Origin of the sequence: Variovorax paradoxus (assembly GCF_009755665.1) — a bacterium.
Taxonomy (GTDB): domain Bacteria; phylum Pseudomonadota; class Gammaproteobacteria; order Burkholderiales; family Burkholderiaceae_C; genus Variovorax; species Variovorax paradoxus_G.
In genome coordinates, this window is sequence record NZ_CP046622.1 from 2,688,195 (window position 1) to 2,706,028 (window position 17,834).

The window sequence follows — 17,834 nt, forward strand, 5'->3', positions numbered from 1 at the left end:
ACTCAGGCAGCGGCTGAAGAGCCGTTGCCGCTTGCGCCTGGGGCAGCAGCAGACGCCGAGGCGGCGTCCTTGTAGCCCAACGCCCCCGAAATTTCATTGGCCGTGGCCTGCAGCTTGGGCAGCCAGCCCTCGTCCAGCCGGTCTGCCGGCGCGGAAATAGACAGGCCCGCCACCAGTTTGCCCTGGTCGTCGTAAATGCCGGCGGCCATGCATCGCACCCCCAGCTCCAGCTCTTCGTTGTCGCGTGCAATGCCGTACTGGCGTGCTTTCGAGAGCTCGCGCTCCAGGACGGGCAATTGCGTAATGCTGTTGCGTGTGTGGCCGGCCAAGCCGGTTCGCGTGGCATAGCTGCGCACGCGCTGCGGATCGTCCGCCGCCAGGAACAGCTTGCCGGTCGAGGTCAGGTGCAGGGCGGCCCGGCCGCCGATGGCACGCACCACCTGCATGCCCGAACGCTCGCTGTACGAGCGCTCGATGTAGACGATTTCGTCGCCTTGCCGCATGCTGAGGTTCACCGGCTGCTGCGTGAGCTTGTGCAGCTCGCGCATCGGCCCCAAGGCGGCATCACGCACGTTCAGCCGGCCCTTGACGAGGTTGCCAAGCTCCAGCAGCCGCATGCCGAGCCGGTAGCTGCCGGCCTCGGGCCGGTCGACAAATCGGCCGACCGCCAGGTCGTTGAGGATTCGGTGCGTGGTGGAGGGATGCAGCCCGGTCTTCTCGCTGATTTCCTTCAACGAAATCGCCTCCTCGCGGGAGGCGAGCACGTCGATGAGCGCGAACATGCGCTCGATCACCTGGATGACTGGAACGGCAGGAACGTCGGATTGATTTTTTCTCATGGCGCGATGCGGTGTGGACCGGGCGCCATTTTACCTTGTGAAATCGTCTGGCGCCTGCCAGTGTCCGTCGATCAGCAGTTCATGGGGGCTGAAACGCGCCTTGTAGTTCATCTTGGCGCTGCCCTCGATCCAGTAGCCGAGGTAGACATGCGGCAGCCCGAGTTTTCGGGCCTGTTCGATCTGCCACAGCACGCTGTAGGTGCCGTAGCCCGCGCTGTCGTCCGGCTCGTAGAAGGTATAGACGGCCGAAATGCCGTCGTTCAGCACGTCGAGTATCGACACCATCTTCAGCGCGCCCGCGCTGCCGTCGGGCAGCGTCTCGCGGAACTCGACCAGCCGCGAATTGACCCGGCTCTGCAGCAGGAACTGGGTGTACTGGTCGATGCTGTCGTGGTCCATGCCGCCACCGGCGTGGCGGCCGTTCTGGTAGCGAAGATAGAGCTGGTAGTGCTCGGGCACGAAGCACAGCTTGAGCACGCGCGACTGCAGGTTCTTGTGCTGCTTCACGGCGCGGCGCTGGCTGCGGGTGGGATGAAAGCTGTTGACCAGCACGCGCAGCGGGATGCAGGCGCGGCAGCCATCGCAATAAGGCCTGTAGGTGAACATTCCGCTGCGCCGGAAGCCGCTGAGCACCAGGTCGGAGTAGGCGTCGTTGTGGATCAGGTGGCTGGGCGTGGCCACCTGCGACCGGGCCTGGCGGTCGGGCAGATAGCTGCAGGGGTAGGGCGCCGTCGCGTAGAACTGCAGCGTGTGAAGCGGAAGATCCTTGAGGTGCGTCACGTCGATTGAGAAGGTCGCGTGGAAAGGAGTTCTGTCCAGTATACGGGCTCGAAATGCCACTGTGGGCCCTCTTGCCGGCGGGCATTGGCCACATGCGCCACGAAAGCGCCGCGTGACATTTCGCGTGCTCCCAGGCTCGCCAGGTGAGCGGTGTTCTGCTGGCAGTCGATCATCTTCACCTGGAACCGGCGGCACAGGCACACCAGCGCCGCCAGCGCGATCTTCGAGGCGTCCGGGCGGCGGGTGAACATCGATTCGCCGAACACCGCGCGCCCAAGCGCCACGCAGTAGAGCCCGCCCGCAAGCTCGCCGTCGATCCAGGTTTCCACGCTGTGCGCGTGGCCGGCCCGGTGCAGCGCCAGGTAGGCTTTCACCATGTCCGGCACGATCCATGTGCCCGACTGACCGACACGCGGCGAATGCGAACAGGCCTTGATGACCGATGCGAAATCGTGGTCGATGCGCACTTCGCAGCCCGGCGCCTCTGCAAACCGCGCCAGGGTCTTGCGCAGCGACCGGTGGAGCTTGAAGTCGGCCACCTGCAGCACCATGCGCGGGTCCGGGCTCCACCAGAGAATCGGCTGGTCTTCGCTGAACCACGGAAATACGCAGCGGCCGTAGGCCTGCGTCAGGGTATCGACGTCGAGCGCTCCACCGGCTGCAAGCAGGCCGGGCACGGGGTCGGTTTCGCCCCACGCGGATGCGGGGTCGGGCAGCGCGTCGCCGGGTTCGAGCCAGGGCAGTTGTTGCATGCCGTAGGTATACACGGCTTCGTGGCGGGCTTCATCCGGATGGGAGAAAATGGCCGCTCTCCAGTGGATTGCAAACGATTGCGGTCTGCAAGCCACAGGCTCTGCGTGCAAAGCGCACAGGAATATCCGGAGCCCATATAGTGCTTGCTGCTTCCATTCGCGCCCCACGGACGCAACCCCACAGACCCACAGCGGACCCTCCAGGCCGGCATTGCCTCGCGGAGGCCAGCACAAGAGGACAACGTTGACCACTGAATCCAACCCCACGCGTTTCGGTAGCGGCCAGGCGGTTCGCCGTCTGGAGGACGAGAGCCTGCTGGCCGGCGCAGGCCGCTACACCGACGACGTCACGCTCCCCGGACAGGCGCATCTCGTCTTTCTCCGCTCTCCCTATCCGCATGCACGCATCGTGTCGATCGACACGGTCGCGGCCGCCGCAATGCCCGGCGTGCTGCGCGTGATCACGGGCACCGAAATGGCCGAAGCAGGCGTGAAGCCCATGCCCGGCGCTGCCGGCTTCAAGCGCGCCGATGGGGGCGACTGCGCCAGCCCGCCGCGCCTTGCCATGGCGCACGAGCGCGTGCGCTTTGTCGGCGAGGCGGTGGCGGCGGTGGTGGCCGAAACCGTGCAGCAGGCACGCGATGCCGCCGAGGTGGTGATGGTCGACTACGACGAGCTCCCGATGGTGGTCGATCTCGCGAGCGCCACCGCCGACGGCGCGCCGCAGTTGTGCGCCGAAGCCACAGGCAACATCGCCGCCGAAATGAAGCACGGCAGCAGCGAAGCCGCGACAGCGGCCTTTGCCAAGGCCAGCCATGTGGTTGCGCTGGACGTGGTCAACCAGCGCGTCGTCGCCCTGACTATCGAGCCGCGCTCGGTGCTTGCGGCCTACGACGGCGAATCCGACCGACTCACCATCCGCATGAGCACGCAAATGCCCTCGGGTGTGCGCGACTCCGTGTGCGGCGCCATCGGGCTCGCGAAAGAGAAGGTGCGCGTGGTGGTGGGCGATGTCGGCGGCGGTTTCGGCATGAAGACCGGCGCCTACCCTGAAGACATTGCCGTTGCTTTTGCCGCGCTGCAGGTCAAGCGCCCCTTGAAGTGGGTGGCCGAGCGCAGCGAAGAATTTCTTTCCAGTGCGCACGGCCGCGACATCGAGGCCCGGGCCGAACTCGCGCTCGATGCCGACGGGAAGATCCTCGCGCTGCGCATCAAGACGCTGGCCAACGTGGGCGCCTATGCCACCGGCACCGGCGTTGCCATCCAGCTGCTGATCGGCCCCTGGGTGCAAACCAGCGTCTACGACATCCAGACCATCGACTTTCACTTCAAGGCGGTGCTCACCAACACCGCGCCCACCGGCGCCTACCGCGGCGCGGGCCGCCCAGAAGCCATCTTCACCATCGAGCGCCTGATGGACGAGGCCGCGCGCCAGACCGGAATCGACCGCGTCGAGCTGCGCCGCCGCAACTTCATCCGCCCTGAGCAGATGCCCTACAAGAACCCGATGGCGCAGACCTACGACACCGGCAAGTTCGAGTCGGTGATGGACCAGGCCCTGGCGCTGGCCGACTGGCAAGGCTTCGAGACCCGCGCGGCCGAGTCGGCCCGGCAAGGCAAGCACCGCGGCCTGGGCATTGCCACCTTTCTCGAATGGACGGGGGGCAACGTGTTCGAGGAGCGCGTCACGGTTTCGGTGCAGGCCGATGGCGTAATCGAAGTGTTCTCGGCCGTCAACGCGATGGGGCAGGGCATTGCCACGTCGCTGGCGCAGCTGGCGGTCGATGCCTTCGGCGTGCCGATCGAGAAGGTGCGCGTCGTGCTTGGCGACACCGACCGCGGCGACGGTTTCGGCAGCGCCGGCTCGCGCTCGCTGTTCACCGGCGGCTCGGCCGTTCGCATTGGCGCCGAGCGCACCATCGACAAGGCGCGCGAGCTCGCGGCGCAGGAGTTCGAAGCCTCCGTCGACGACATCGTCTACAGCCGCGGTGTGTTCAATGTGGCCGGCACCGATCTCGAGCTCGACCTGTTCGCCCTGGCGGGCAAGCAGCCCGAGGGTGAAATCTTCGTCGACTCAACCAGCACAGTGGCCGGCCCGACCTGGCCCAACGGCTGCCATATCTGCGAGATCGAAATCGATCCGCCGACGGGCGAGATCAGCGTGGTGGCCTACAGTTCAGTCAACGACGTAGGCCGTGTGATCAACCCGATGATCGTGCGCGGCCAGCTTGAAGGCGGCGCGGTGCAGGGCATTGGCCAGGCGCTCTACGAGCAGGTGGTGTACGACCACGATACAGGCCAGCCCGTGACCGGCAGCCTCATGGACTACGCCGCGCCGCGCGCCGATATCGTGCAGACCATGTTCCACATGGAAATGGACGAGTCGACGCCCTGCATCAACAATCCGCTGGGCGTGAAAGGCGTGGGCGAACTCGGCACCATCGGTGCCACGCCGGCCATCGTCAACGCCGTGGCCGACGCCTTTGCGCGCAACGGCTTTGCGGCCAGCGCACCGCGCCTGCACATGCCGCTGAGTCCGGCGCGCGTGTGGCAGGCCATGCACACGGTGGATTGAAGAACCATGGCAACGATCTACAAAGAATTCATCGTCGAGGCCGATGCGGCGCAGGTCTGGGATGCACTGCGCGACTTCGGCGCCGTGCACACGCGCCTCGCGCCCGGCTTTCTGACCGACGCCAAGCTCGACGGGCAGGGGGCCCGCATCGTGAGCTTTGCCAACGGCCTGGTGGCACGCGAGCTGCTCGTGGGCATCGACGAGCCGAACCGCCGCCTGGCCTACACCATCACCGGCGGCAAGGCGAGCCACCACTATGCATCGGCACAGGTGTTCGCGCATGGCGAAGGGCGCTCGCGCTTCGTGTGGATCACCGATGTGCTGCCCGACGAATTTGCCGCCTACATTGCGCCGATGATGGACCAGGGCGGCGCTGCGATGAAGAAGACGCTCGAAAAGTAAAGCCTGCCGTCCGCTTAGAAGTCTTCGAGCGGCAGGCCCACGTAGTTCTCGGCCAGCGAGGTGGAGGCGGCGTGCGAGTGCACCAGGTAATCGAGCTCGGCCTCCTGGATCTTCTGGCCGAAGGCGCCGGTTTCCGGAAAACGGTGCATCAGCGAGGTGAACCACCACGAGAAACGCTCCGCCTTCCACACACGGCGCAGGCAAAGGTCTGAATAGCGGTCGAGCGCGGAGGGCGTTTTCTCGCCGTAAAAGATCTCGAGCGCACGCGAGAGATACCCCACGTCGGCCGTCGCAAGGTTGAGACCCTTGGCTCCGGTGGGCGGCACGATGTGCGCGGCATCGCCGGCCAGAAACAGCGAGCCGAAGCGCATCGGTTCGGCCACGAAGCTGCGCAGTGGCGCAATGCTCTTTTCCAGCGAAGGCCCGGTCACCAGCCGCTCGCGCGCCTCAGGGTCGAGCCGTGCGCGCAGCTCGTTCCAGAAGGCCTCGTCGCTCCAGTTTTCAACGCGCTCTTCGGTCGGCACCTGCACGTAGTAGCGGCTGCGCGTGGCGCTGCGCATGCTGCACAAGGCAAAGCCGCGCTCGGTGTTGGCGTAGATGAGTTCATGCGACACCGGCGGCACATCGGCCAGCACGCCGAGCCAGCCGAAGGGATAGATCTTTTCGTAGGTCTGAATTGCGTCCGCGGGCGCGCTGGCCCGGCTCACGCCGTGATAACCGTCGCAACCGGCGATGAAGTCGCATTCGATCTCGTGCGTTTGACCGTCTTGCTCGTAGCGCACACGGGGACGCTGCGAATCGAAGTCATGAAGGCTCACGTTGGCCGCGCTGTAGATGGTGGCCAGGCCTTCGGCCGAGCGTGCTTCCATCAGGTCGCGCGTCACCTCCGTCTGGCCGTACACCGTAACCTGCTTTCCGCCCGTGAGGCCGTGCATGTCGATACGGTGCCGCGCCCCCTTGAACAGCAGCTCGATGCCTTCGTGCGGCAACCCCTCGGCCTTGGCGCGTGCGTCGACACCGGCGCGCGCCAGGAGATCCATGGTGACCTGCTCGAGCACGCCCGCGCGGATGCGCCCGAGCACGTAATCGCCGCTCTGGCGCTCGACGATGATGTTGTCGATGCCGGCCTTGAAAAGCAGTTGGCCGAGCAGCAGGCCGGCTGGGCCCGCGCCGATGATGGCGACCTGTGTGCGCATGTTCGTGTCTCCGATGGGGTTTTCCGGAGCGTAGGGCGTGCACGGCATGCTGGCGCAGCGTTTTGCGAGGCTCTGTGCGATCATGCGAGCGGCTGCGCGATCATCGCGCAACACTTCTCACACCGACCAGATGACCATTGCCAAAGCCGACTTCATCGAGGGCATCGCCAAGGGAATGGCCGTGCTCGAAAGCTTCGATACCGAGCGCCAGCGCCTCAACGCCACCCTGGCTGCCGAGCGTGCGGGCCTCACGCGTGCCGCCGCCCGCCGCCACCTGCTGACGCTGGCTCACCTGGGCTATCTGGAGACGGATGGCAGCTATTTCTGGATGGCGCCCAAGGTGCTGCGCTTCTCGGGCAGCTATCTTGCTTCGTCGCGGCTGCCGCGCGCGCTGCAGCCCACCCTGAACCGCCTTGCGGCACAAACGGGGGAGTCGTTCTCGGCCGTGGTGCTCGACGGCGAAGAGGCGGTCATCATCGCGCGCAGCGGCGCCTACGGCACGCCGACCCGAGTGCTCGCCTATGGCCTGCATCTTGGCGCCCGGCTTCCCGCTCATGCAACATCGACCGGACGGGTACTGCTCGCGGCCATGGCGCCGGTGCAGTTCACGCAATGGCTCAAGGGGCGCCACCTTGCGCGGCTCACGCCGCACACCACCACCCAGGCACGCGGCTTGCGCCAGCTGATCTCCCGCGTGCGCAAGGACGACTACTGCTTTGCCAGCGAAGAGCACGAGCTCGGCGTGCAGGCGCTCGCCGTGCCGCTGCGCGACATGCAGGGCCGCACCGTGGCCGCACTCAATGTGGTGCTCTCCGGCACGCGCTATCAGGAAGAGACCCTCCAGCGCGAGATGCTGCCTCTGCTCTTCGAGGCCGCGCGCGAGGTCAGGTCGTTGCTGTAGCCTGAACTTTCCGCGCCGCCGCTGCCTCGAACCCGAAACGGAACACAACGACCATGCGACTGCTGCTCCTGGAAGACGATGTGATGATCGGCGAAGCCGTGCTCGACTTGCTTCGGGCCGAGCAATACGCCGTGGACTGGGTGAAAGACGGCGATGCGGCCGAATCCGCATTGCGCACCCAGCAATACGACCTGGTGCTGCTCGACCTGGGCGTGCCCCGCCGCGACGGGCTCGAGGTGCTGCGCAGCCTGCGCGCCCGCAAGCAGCGCATGCCCGTGCTGATTGCCACCGCGCGCGACTCTGTGCAGCAACGCATCGAAGGGCTCGACGCGGGCGCCGACGACTACGTGCTCAAGCCCTACGACCTCGACGAGTTGCTTGCCCGCATCCGGGCACTGCTGCGCCGCGCGGCAGGGCGTGCCGAGCCGGTGTACGAGCACATGGGCGTGAGCATCAATTCCGCCACGCGCGAGGTTTCGGTGGCAGGGCAGCCGGTGATACTTTCGGCCCGCGAATGGGCGGTGCTCGAACCGCTGATCGCAAGGCCCGGCATGGTGCTGTCGCGCGCGCAACTCGAAGAAAAACTCTACAGCTGGAAAGACGAAATCAGCAGCAACGCCGTAGAGGTGTACGTGCACGGCCTGCGCAAGAAGCTGGGCGCGGAGCTGATCCGCAACGTGCGCGGCGTTGGCTACATGGTGCCCAAGGCATGATCCGCGCGCTGACGGGGTCGCTGCGCGCGCGCCTGCTTTGGTTTCTGCTTGCGGCCATTGTGCTGGCCGCCGGCGCGCAGGCGGTGGTGGCCTACCGCACGGTGCTGAAGGAGGCCGACGACATCTTCGACTACCACATGCAGCAGATGGCGCTCTCGCTGCGTGCCGGCTTGCCGCCGAGTGCGGCGGTCGGCGGCATCGGCAGCGGCGAGCAGAACTTCGAGTTCGTGGTGCAGGTGTGGACGGCCGACGGCGTGCGCATTTTCGAGTCGGCCGAGCAGGCCGCGCTGCCGCAACTGGCGGTGCTGGGTTTTGCCGACGTGCGTGCGCGCGGCACCACCTACCGGGTGTTCTCGATGCAGACCAGCGCGCTGGTCATCCAGGTGGCACAAGACATGGCGGCGCGGCGCAACATGGCCGGCGCGCTGGCCTTGCGCACCATTGCGCCCGTGGCGCTCATGGCGCCGCTGCTCATGCTCATCGTCTGGTGGGTGGTGAGCCTTTCGCTCGCGCCCGTGGCGCGCGTGCGCACGCAGGTTGCATCGCGGCAAGCCGACGATCTTTCCGCCGTGAGCGAGGAAGGCCTGCCCGACGAAGTACGCCCACTGGTGCAAGAACTCAACCTGCTGTTCGACCGGGTGCGCCACGCCTTCGATGCGCAAAAGCACTTTGTGGCCGATGCCGCGCATGAGCTTCGTTCGCCGCTTGCCGCACTGAAGCTGCAGGTGCAGGGCCTGCAGCGCGCACCCGATGCGGCGGCGCGCGAGGTGGCCGTGAGCAGGCTCGTGGCGGGTATCGATCGCGCGACGCGGCTGGTCGAGCAGATGCTCGCGCTGGCCCGGCACGAGGCCAGCATGGCCGCAGGTGCCAAGCCCGAACCGGTCGACCTTGCCGAGACCGCGCGGCTCGCCATTTCGGACGCGGTCGCGGCCGCGCAGGCACGGCGCATCGACATCGGCATCTCGCATGCGGACGACGCCGCCGTGGTGAACGGCCAGCCCGAGGCGCTGCGCATGCTGCTGCGCAACCTGGTCGACAACGCCGTGAAGTACACGCCTGAAGGCGGGCGCGTGGACGTGGGCATTGCGGTGCAAGGCGAGGGCGTGGAGCTCAGTGTGGACGACAGCGGGCCCGGCCTGCCCGAAGAGGAGCGCGGGCGGGTGCTCGACCGTTTCTATCGCTCTGGCGAGCCGCAGGCGCCGGGCAGCGGGCTGGGGCTGGCCATCGTCAAGTCGATTGCCGACCTGCATGGCGCCACGGTGGCGCTCGCCGCATCGCCGAGCCTGGGCGGCCTGCGGGCGGTGGTGCGCTTTGCAGCCAAGGCCTGAGCTCTCTCGAATTCGGGTCGCGCTTTAAGGCGCGCTTAAGTCAGCGGGCCGACATTCCTCTCATCGTGTTTGCGTGCAGACGCATTGAAAGGAAAGCTAGAAATGAACACCCGCCTGACTTCTCCCTCCGCCCTGGTTCTTGCCCTGGCAACCGCCGGGGTGATCGGCGCCGTTGGTGCCGGCGCCTACACCAGTGCCGTGAGCGCCCCGACCAACGCCACGCCCGTCGCCGCAGCCCCCGCAATGGTCACGCTGCCCGACTTCTCCACCATCACCACGCGAGACGGCCCTGCGGTGGTCAACATCAGCGTGACCGGTACCGCCAAGGAGTCGGACGCCGAAGCCGCGGCCGAGATGCAGGGCATCGACCCGGAAGATCCGATGTTCCAGTTCTTCCGCCGCTTCCAGGGCCAGATGGGCCCGCGCGCACAGCAGCGCGATGTGCCGGTGCGGGCGCAGGGCTCGGGTTTCATCGTGAGCCCCGACGGCCTCATCATGACCAACGCGCACGTCGTGAAAGGCGCGAAGGAGGTTACCGTCAAGCTGACCGACCGCCGCGAATACCGCGCCAAAGTGCTCGGCGCCGACGCCAAGACCGACATCGCCGTGCTCAAGATCGACGCGAAGAACCTGCCCACGCTTGCCTTGGGCAACACCAAGGACCTGAAGGTCGGCGAATGGGTGCTGGCCATCGGCTCGCCCTTCGGCTTCGAGAACACGGTAACGGCGGGCGTGGTGAGCGCCAAGGGCCGCTCGTTGCCCGACGACAGCTACGTGCCGTTCATCCAGACCGACGTGGCGGTGAACCCCGGCAACTCGGGCGGGCCGCTTCTCAACACGCGCGGCGAGGTGGTCGGCATCAACTCGCAGATCTACAGCCGCAGCGGCGGCTACCAGGGTGTGTCGTTCGCCATTCCCATCGATGTGGCCGTGCAGGTGAAGGATCAGATCGTTGCCACCGGCAAGGCCACGCATGCGCGCCTGGGCGTGGCGGTGCAGGAGGTGAACCAGGCCTTTGCCGATTCGTTCAAGCTCGACAAGCCCGAGGGTGCGCTGGTCTCCAACATCGAGAAGGGCGGCCCCGGCGACAAGGCCGGCCTGAAGGCGGGCGATGTGATCCGCAAGGTCGACGGCCAGCCCATCGTCTCGTCTGGCGATCTGCCCGCCGTCATCGGTCAGCAGACGCCGGGCAAGAAGGTCACGCTCGAAGTGTGGCGCCAAGGCGAGCGCCAGGAGCTTTCCGCCAAGCTCGGCGACGCGAGCGACAAGCCCACGCAGGTCGCAAAGGCCGACAGCGCCGCGGGGCAGGGCAAGCTCGGCCTTGCACTGCGGCCGCTGCAGCCGCAGGAAAAGCGCGAGGCCGCCATCGAGAACGGCCTGCTGGTCGAAGACGTTGCTGGTCCGTCGGCCATGGCCGGCGTACAGGCGGGCGACGTGCTGCTGGCCATCAACGGCACGCCAGCCAAGAGTCTGGAGCAGGTGCGCGAAGTGGTGGCCAAGGCCGACAAGTCGGTCGCGCTTCTGATCCAGCGCGGCGAAGACAAGATCTTCGTGCCGGTTCGCATCGGCTGAGCTTCGCCGTCAGGCTTTTGCGCAGAACATGAGCTCATCGTCCGGAGGCCTTTCGGCGCACATCCTGCCCACGTCGGCCACCATGATCGGCGTGTGCATGACGGTGATGTCGATCGGCCACCTGGGCCCGCGCGACGACCTGCGGCTGGTCATCGATCGCATGCTGGCCATCGACGCACTGGTCTTCCTGGCCAGTGCGCTCTTGTCATTCATCTCGATGCGGTCGCGCAAATCAGGCGCCCGCCTGGAAGCTTGGGGCGAGGTGGTCTTCATTGCCGGGCTTGCGCTGCTGGCGCTGGGCGCCGTGACGCTGGCGTTTGCCTTGCGCTGACGCGGTCGCCGGACGCTGCCGGCGCCGCGCCGCGAGCGCGCTTCAGGACTCTTTGTTGCCCGCGTCTTTTTGGGGGACTTGCGCGTCGAGCTCGTCCTTGATGCCCTTGTCCCCGCGCAGGGCCATGTAGAGCACCGCCCCCAAGCCGATCACCGCGACGGAGATCAGAGCGAAGAGGCCTCCACCAAAGGCCCACCACCAGAACAAACCGCTTGCAACAAGAAGCAGCGCAACCAAGAGTAGGGAATTCAAGTGCATGGACCAAGCCGATAGTACATTGGCGGTAATGTACGCGGCGTTACTGTTTAGCGGCTGACTCGCGCTCTGGGATTGCCCTCTTTTTGCGATATTTCGCGTGTGCGGTGTGCCCTCTGCGGGCTTCACGGCTTGCGTGGCGGTTCGATGTCATAGGCCTCGCGCAAGTTTTCAAGCTGCTCCTTTGCCACGCGAAAGCACTCCTGAAGCTGCTCCGGCGTCGGCTCCGGATAGCCCGGCGGCGGCTGCAGCGCATTGCCCAGACGTTCCCACGCCGCTTCCCAGGCGAGCTTCGAGAGGGCGCGCGCATCCGAAGACCTCGACATCATCTTCCCCCGGTTTTTTTGATGGGATCAATGATGCGGGCACGCTGGCAGGATTCAAGTGGGGTGGGGTAGCCCTCCAGGCTTCAGCAAAGGCCTCCGGCAGCAGCTGAAAATCGACTTGGCCGACGGCCATGGCCGCGCGCTCGCGCTGCACGGCAAGGTGCAGCAGCGCGAGCGTGCAAATCACCGCCGCCATTGCGGCAATCACCCACCAAAGAGCCCTTGTCGCTTGCGAATCGGGGCCGGTTCTCTTGTCGCGATCTTCCATCTCAACCTCCTAATCGAGAACGGAAGATCGAGTTGTTTCAAAATCGCAGATGTCAGACAAAGCCGCGACTGTTTGTAACGCGGCTGCCGCGCAAAGGCTCGCCTGGAAGCGGGCCCGGCGTGTGCCGCCGAGCCCGCAAGGTCGTTCAGCTTCCGCCGAATACTTCGATCTCCACGCGGCGGTTGGGCGCCAGGCAGTCGATGAGCTCCGCGCGCCTGGTTTGCGCGCATTGCACCTTCGGTTCGGATTCGCCCTTGCCTTGCACCTGCACGGTCTGTGCCGGCACGCCGGACTGCGCCAGGTAGTTGCGAACGGTGTTGGCACGCGCCAGTGAAAGGGCGTTGTTGTAGGTGCTGCTGCCCAGGCGGTCGGTGTGGCCCGTCACGCTGACGGCATCCACCGACTTGACGCTGCTCTTGATCTCGCCAGCCAGGGTCTCGAGCTTGCGCCGGCCCTCGGGCAGCAGGTCGGCCAGCGAGCCGCCGTCGAAGCGGAAGAGCCCGTCGGCACCCAGCGTGATCTTGCGCGGCGCAGCCGGGGCCGCAGCGGCCGGCCGTTCGGCCACGGGCGCCGCACGCGCCGCCAGCACGTCGCCGCAGCCGGCGGGCAGCCAGTGGAAGGTCTGCGCCTTGTAGTCCTTGTCGAAGATCACCTTGTACTGGCAGGTGGTCACGCCGCCGCCCGGCTTGCGAAAGTGAAAGATGTAGTCCCACTCGCGCGGGCTCGCCACACCTTCGCGAAAGTGCGGGCGGCCGAGCAGATCGAACAGCTGGTCTTTGGTGACGCCCGGCGCCACTGCACGCAGGTTGTCCAGGTTGGGGAACGTGCCTTCCTTCAGCCAGGCGTCGTTCTCCACGCTGGGGAAGATCACCTCGGTGGCCTTGCCGTCATCGGTGATGCCCTTGCTCACGTAGGAGCTGCAGCCCTGCAGAACCAGAATGGCGGCGGCCCCGAGTGCGACGGCCGAGAAGCGGTGGATTTGCGTTTTTTTCGTCATGATGATGTTGTTCCTCTTGTTTCGGGCCGTCGGCTTACCAATGGAAGCCCGCACCGGCCGCCACGCCAACCTTGCCGCGCGAGTTGGCCGAGCCGCTGAACTTGACGACCCAGCGGCCGTTGTCCGAGAGCTTCGACACGCCGAGGGCGAGGGCGGCCTGGCCGTCGAAGCCCGCGACACCCGCGGACACCATGCTCTTGCCCGGGATGTAGGCCTGCGGCATGTTGGCCATTGCCATGGCACCCGCGGCACCGGCGCTGGCGTCCTTGGCAATGCTGCGGATCTCGCCGCCCAGTGAGTTCACGCGCGCATCGGTGTAGGCGTTGGCGCCTGCGATGCCGGCGTTCAGCTGGTTCACGTTGACCGCGTCGGTGCCGGCCACACCGGGCGCCACGTTGTGCACCGTGACCGGGCCCGTCGCGCCGCTGCCGCCCATGCTCACGCTGTTGTAGTTGATCGAGCCGTCCGGGTTGGTGTCGTACTTGACCGTCGACTGGTCGATCGCCGCCACCACGCCTTGCACCCCGCGCAGCTGCGACACGTTGACCGCATCGCTGTCGGCCGAGCCCGCCGCCACGCCGGTGATCTGGCGGAACTGCCCGTTGGCCGCATCGCCCACCGACACCGCCGCCAGCGTGCTGGTCGTCGCGCCAATGGCAATGCGCTGTGCATCGGTGGCCGTGGGTGGCACAAAGCCCGCCACGCCCGCCGCGGTGGAGGCCACCGAGCCGGCACCCAGTGCTACGCCGCCCGCTTGCGTGACGCTGCTGCCCGCGCCCAGTGCCACGCCCTGAACCCCGGCAGCCGACGCGTTGGTGCCCATTGCGATCGAATCCGCCAGATGCGAAGTAGCGCCTTGGCCAATGGCAATGCCGCCCGGCGCGCTTTGCTGCACGATGGCGCCGTTGCCGATGCCCACGCCGTTGTTGCCGTTGACCACCGTCTGCGGTCCGACCGCCACCGATTCGGCACCGATGGCCAGCGAGTCCGCCGCCGTGGAGTTGGCGTGGAAGTACTGGATGGGCGTGATCGCAAAGGATTGCAGCGCACCCGACAGCTGCCGCACCGTGACCGCGTCCTGCGACTGCGTGCCGTCGGCCACGTTGGTGATCTGGCGGTACGTGGTCGCGCTGCCGACTGACAGAGCACCCAGCAGCGTGCGGTCGGTGGTGTTGTATTCGATCAGGCTGCTGCCGGCCGGAATGCTGCCGGTCGAGGGCGCCACGAAGCGGTCGGCAGTGGTGCCCGAACCGAGCGCAATCGAGCCATCGATGGTGGCAACCGCGTTCGGGCCGATGGCAACCGAATCGGTGCCCAGCGCCTGCGAGTCAGGCAGGGTGGAGTTGGCATGAAAGTACTTGATGCCCAAGCCGTTGCTGATGTTGGCGATATCGTTCGTGTTCGCCGTCACCTGCTGGTTCGTGGTGTACAGCTGACTGCCCGTGACCGCATCGGTCGATGTCGCCGAAAGCATGCCTGCGGCCACGTTGGTGATCGCCGTGTTGCCGGCATTGATGCCCGTGTTCGTCACGCTCGGCCCGCCGGCGATGGTCAGGCCGGCATTGTTGATGGTCGTGGCGCCCGTGGTGAGGCTTGTTGCCACCAGGTCGGGGTTGGTCGCAATGGTCAGGTTCGTACCGCTCTGCGTGATGCCGATGTTGTTGCCTGCCGTCGTCGTCATGGTGGCGCCAGGTGCCATGTTGGCCACGCTGGTGCCGCTCACCGTGCCGGTGCCGCTGGCCGCCGTGGTGACGTTCCAGCCCTGGCCGGCCACTGCGCTGACCGCGTTGAGCTGGTTCATGTTCGCCGCATCGGTGCCGGCGGTACCCGGGGCCACGTTCGTGATCCGCGTGTTGTTGGCGTTGATGCCCGCGGTCGTCACGCTCGGGCCGCCGAGGATGGTCAGGCCGTTGTTGTTGAGCGTGCTGTTGCCGGTGGTCACACTGGTGAACACCGGTGCGTCCGTCATCTGCAATTGCACCTGGTTCCCGACCACGGTCGTGCGCAGGTTGGCGCCGCCGTAGGTGCCAGCCGTGGTGCCCAGCCCGGTGATGGACAGGCTCTCGCCCAACCTTCTGCCCACCGAGCCGGTGTTGCCGGTGAAGGTCAGCGGCAGGTTGGCCGTCGAGGACACCGCTTCGATCGCGCTGTTCGTCCTGAAGAGCTGCGAACCATTGATCGCATCGGTGCTGGTGGCGGTGATTTGCCCCGCCGCCACGTTGGTGATCGTGCGCTCAGCGCCCGGCGCGCCTACGCTGACCGTGCTGGCCGGCGTCGTGCCCGCGAAGGGGTAGGTCACGCCGTTGATGGTCGTGCCAGTGGTTGCCACGGGCGCAGCGGTTACCGAACCCGCGCCCAGCGCCACTGCGCCTGCATTGTTGGCCACGGCGTTCGCGCCCAGCGCGATGGTGTTCAGCCCGGTTGCATTGGCTTGCTGGCCCAACGCGATGGCGCTGGAGCCGTTGGCGACGTTGCGGTCGCCAATGGCCACGGCGCCCTGGCCGATCACGGTGTTCTGGTAGCCGATGCCGACCGCGCCCTGCGCCGCCGTGCCGGCGACGCTGACCGCCTGGCCGCCGCCGCCCACCATGTTGGTGTTGCCCATTGCCACGGAACCGTTGCCGGTGGCCGTGTTGTCCATGCCGTTCGCAACCGCGCCGTCGCCGGTCGCGGTGTTCGGATCGCCGATGGCGACCGCGCCGTTTCCGTTGGCCACGTTGCCGGAGCCGATGGAAACCGAGCGGCCGCCCGTGGCGGTAGCGTTGGTGCCGATTGCAACCGCTTCGGCCGAATCGGCCCGGGCATTCCTGCCGACCGCAATGGTGTTCGCAGCCGAGGCGGTGGCCAGTCGGCCGACCGCAATCGCTTCCGTCTGGGTGGCGGACGACTCGCCGCCAATGGCGATGGCATCGGCGGCTGCGGCGTTGGCGCCCGCGGTCGCGTTGCCGCCCAGTGCCAGAGAACCGGCAGCCGAAGCGCGCACGGCGGTCGCGGCATTGGTGCCGCCCGAGCCGAGCGCGGTGGCATTGGCGGCGGTCGCGGCGGTCCGGGTACCCATTGCGACGGCATCGGCACCGGCAGCGCGCGTTGCGGCACCCATTGCGACTGCGCGGTCCTGAGACGCTTCCACGTCCGTGCCGACAGCGATTGCACCTTCTGCAGTGGCGCCTGCGGCTGGAGCCGTGCGCGCGCCAAGATTGATGGAATTTATCTTGGAGGCGATCGATTGGAAGCCGATTGCGATGCCGTTCCGGCCGGCTGCGCTGGCGTTGGTGCCTTGCGAGATGGCATCCAGTGCGGAAGCAGTGGCATTGTTACCTATGGCGATCGCCCTCTCTAGGCTCGCATTCGCGTTCACACCGATCGACGTCGTCGCACTGGCCGCGACGCCGATACCTGCATTGGTGCCGATGGCGATATTGTCGTCGCCGCTGACCAAGCTGCCTGCCGCAGCCTTCAAGGTGCCGTCGTAGGCGACCGAGCCGTCGCCTGTGCCGAAGGCCACGTTGCGCGTGCCCGTGACGCCCGAACCTGCGCCCCGCATCACGCTCGCAGTGCCGCCGCCTATGGCTGTGTTCAGTGCACCGGTGACCAGTGCCCCGGATGCGATACCCAATGCGACTGAACCGGTATTGCCAGCCGTCGAACCCGCACCGGCACCCTGGCCGACCGCAACCGTACTGGTACCCATCGCGAGCGCTTGCGCCCCGAGCGCAAGCGAACTATTTCCTACCGCGCGAGCGGCGTTGCCGACCGCGGTGGCCGCGTCGCTGGTTGCCTCTGACTGGTTGCCTAGCGCGACGGTGCGAAGCCCAAGCGCTTTGCTGCTCCATCCCCCGGCAAATGCAAAGTCGGCCCCGGCCGTGGCGCTGACTCCGACCGCAGTGGAGTTCGCTCCCGAGGCATTGGCGAAGGTGCCCAACGCGCTGGCGCCAGCTGCGGTGGCGGTGGCGGCAGCGCCCAGCGCGACCGCATTGATGTTGCTAGCGACCGTGCTGGTACCTACCGCGACTGCAGATGTCGAGGTCGCATTCGCGTTCAGGCCGATCGACGTCGTCCCGCTGACCGTGACGCCGATGCCGGCGTTGGTGCCGATGGCGATATTGTCGTTGCCGCTGACAAGGCTGCCTGCCGAAGCCTTCAAGGTCCCGGCGTAGGTTACCGAGCCGTCGCCCGTGCCGAAGGCGACGTTGCGCGTTCCCGTGACGCCCGAACCCGCGCCCCGGGTCACGCTCTCAACGCCACCGCCAATGGCGGTGTTCTGCGCGCCGGAGACAAATTGTCCCGCGGCAATACCCACGGCGACCGAGCCCGTATTGGAACTCGTCGAGGCCGCACCGGCCGCTTGGCCGATCGCAACCGTGCCGTCCCCGATCGCCCGAGAGGTCGCCCCGAGAGCGGTGGCTGATGCGCCGGTGGCCGCGGCTTGGATGCCAACGGCAACGGCACCCGGCCCACTGGAAGTCACGTCTGTTCCGATTGCAATGGCGCTCTCGGCCAATGCACCCGTCCCAGGGGCAGTGCGCGAACCCAGGTAGATGGCATTGGTCGCAGAGGCAATGGCGTTGATGCCGAGGCTCGTCGCATTTATCCCCGTAC

At 66.8% G+C, this 17,834-nt stretch carries 15 protein-coding genes; 7 read left to right on the forward strand and 8 right to left on the reverse strand.

What is annotated here, in order from left to right:
* Positions 1-2 precede the first annotated feature (2 nt).
* The 3 genes from GOQ09_RS12485 to aat are packed head-to-tail and all read right to left on the reverse strand — an operon-like array spanning position 3 to position 2,371.
* Positions 3-839 (reverse strand): IclR family transcriptional regulator, encoded by an 837-nt coding sequence (locus GOQ09_RS12485; RefSeq protein WP_157613692.1) that lies wholly within the window; start codon positions 837-839, stop codon positions 3-5.
* A gap of 30 nt (positions 840-869) precedes the next feature.
* Entirely contained in the window at positions 870-1,619 is a 750-nt protein-coding gene (locus tag GOQ09_RS12490; RefSeq protein ID WP_157613693.1) for an arginyltransferase, read from the reverse strand.
* Entirely contained in the window at positions 1,616-2,371 is a 756-nt protein-coding gene (gene aat, locus GOQ09_RS12495; protein WP_157613694.1) for a leucyl/phenylalanyl-tRNA--protein transferase, read from the reverse strand. Before aat ends, GOQ09_RS12490 begins: the two co-directional genes overlap by 4 nt.
* 244 nt (positions 2,372-2,615) lie before the next feature.
* Here aat and GOQ09_RS12500 point away from each other — a divergent pair, with 244 nt between their 5' ends.
* On the forward strand, positions 2,616-4,946 hold the full coding sequence (locus GOQ09_RS12500) for a xanthine dehydrogenase family protein molybdopterin-binding subunit (protein ID WP_157613695.1): 2,331 nt from the start codon (positions 2,616-2,618) through the stop codon (positions 4,944-4,946).
* Between the two features lie 6 nt (positions 4,947-4,952).
* The gene (locus tag GOQ09_RS12505) at positions 4,953-5,348 is read left to right on the forward strand and encodes an SRPBCC family protein (protein ID WP_157613696.1); all 396 of its coding nucleotides are present in this window, start codon (positions 4,953-4,955) and stop codon (positions 5,346-5,348) included.
* 14 nt (positions 5,349-5,362) lie between these two features.
* On the opposite strand, the gene pobA is transcribed toward GOQ09_RS12505, so the two are convergent.
* Positions 5,363-6,544, reverse strand: a complete 1,182-nt coding sequence (gene pobA / locus GOQ09_RS12510; RefSeq protein WP_157613697.1) for a 4-hydroxybenzoate 3-monooxygenase — start codon at positions 6,542-6,544, stop codon at positions 5,363-5,365.
* Positions 6,545-6,674: 130 nt separating this feature from the next.
* Between pobA and GOQ09_RS12515 the strand changes: the two genes are divergently transcribed.
* The 5 genes from GOQ09_RS12515 (at position 6,675) to GOQ09_RS12535 (ending at position 11,389) form a co-directional block, all read left to right on the forward strand.
* Positions 6,675-7,445 carry an IclR family transcriptional regulator domain-containing protein gene (locus tag GOQ09_RS12515; RefSeq protein WP_157613698.1) on the forward strand — a complete coding sequence of 257 codons (771 nt, stop codon included), beginning with the start codon at positions 6,675-6,677 and terminating at the stop codon, positions 7,443-7,445.
* Between the two features lie 53 nt (positions 7,446-7,498).
* Positions 7,499-8,158: a response regulator gene (locus GOQ09_RS12520; protein WP_157613699.1), complete on the forward strand. Its 660-nt coding sequence runs from the start codon at positions 7,499-7,501 to the stop codon at positions 8,156-8,158.
* Complete coding sequence (locus GOQ09_RS12525) at positions 8,155-9,486, forward strand: ATP-binding protein (protein ID WP_157613700.1); 1,332 nt, start codon at positions 8,155-8,157, stop codon at positions 9,484-9,486. The genes GOQ09_RS12520 and GOQ09_RS12525 overlap by 4 nt, the downstream gene beginning before the upstream one ends.
* A 102-nt stretch (positions 9,487-9,588) precedes the next feature.
* Positions 9,589-11,058 (forward strand): DegQ family serine endoprotease, encoded by a 1,470-nt coding sequence (locus tag GOQ09_RS12530; protein ID WP_157613701.1) that lies wholly within the window; start codon positions 9,589-9,591, stop codon positions 11,056-11,058.
* Between the two features lie 28 nt (positions 11,059-11,086).
* Positions 11,087-11,389, forward strand: coding sequence for a hypothetical protein (locus GOQ09_RS12535; RefSeq protein ID WP_157613702.1), 303 nt, complete (start codon positions 11,087-11,089; stop codon positions 11,387-11,389).
* A 42-nt stretch (positions 11,390-11,431) separates the two neighbouring features.
* Here GOQ09_RS12535 and GOQ09_RS12540 read toward each other — a convergent pair whose 3' ends face one another.
* The 4 genes from GOQ09_RS12540 to GOQ09_RS12555 form a co-directional block, all read right to left on the reverse strand.
* On the reverse strand, positions 11,432-11,626 hold the full coding sequence (locus GOQ09_RS12540) for a hypothetical protein (RefSeq protein ID WP_242631098.1): 195 nt from the start codon (positions 11,624-11,626) through the stop codon (positions 11,432-11,434).
* 143 nt (positions 11,627-11,769) lie between these two features.
* Positions 11,770-11,973, reverse strand: a complete 204-nt coding sequence (locus GOQ09_RS12545; RefSeq protein ID WP_157613704.1) for a hypothetical protein — start codon at positions 11,971-11,973, stop codon at positions 11,770-11,772.
* Between the two features lie 410 nt (positions 11,974-12,383).
* Complete coding sequence (locus GOQ09_RS12550) at positions 12,384-13,235, reverse strand: OmpA family protein (RefSeq protein ID WP_157613705.1); 852 nt, start codon at positions 13,233-13,235, stop codon at positions 12,384-12,386.
* Between the two features lie 34 nt (positions 13,236-13,269).
* Positions 13,270-17,703, reverse strand: coding sequence for a beta strand repeat-containing protein (locus GOQ09_RS12555; protein ID WP_431769311.1), 4,434 nt, complete (start codon positions 17,701-17,703; stop codon positions 13,270-13,272).
* Positions 17,704-17,834 lie beyond the last annotated feature (131 nt).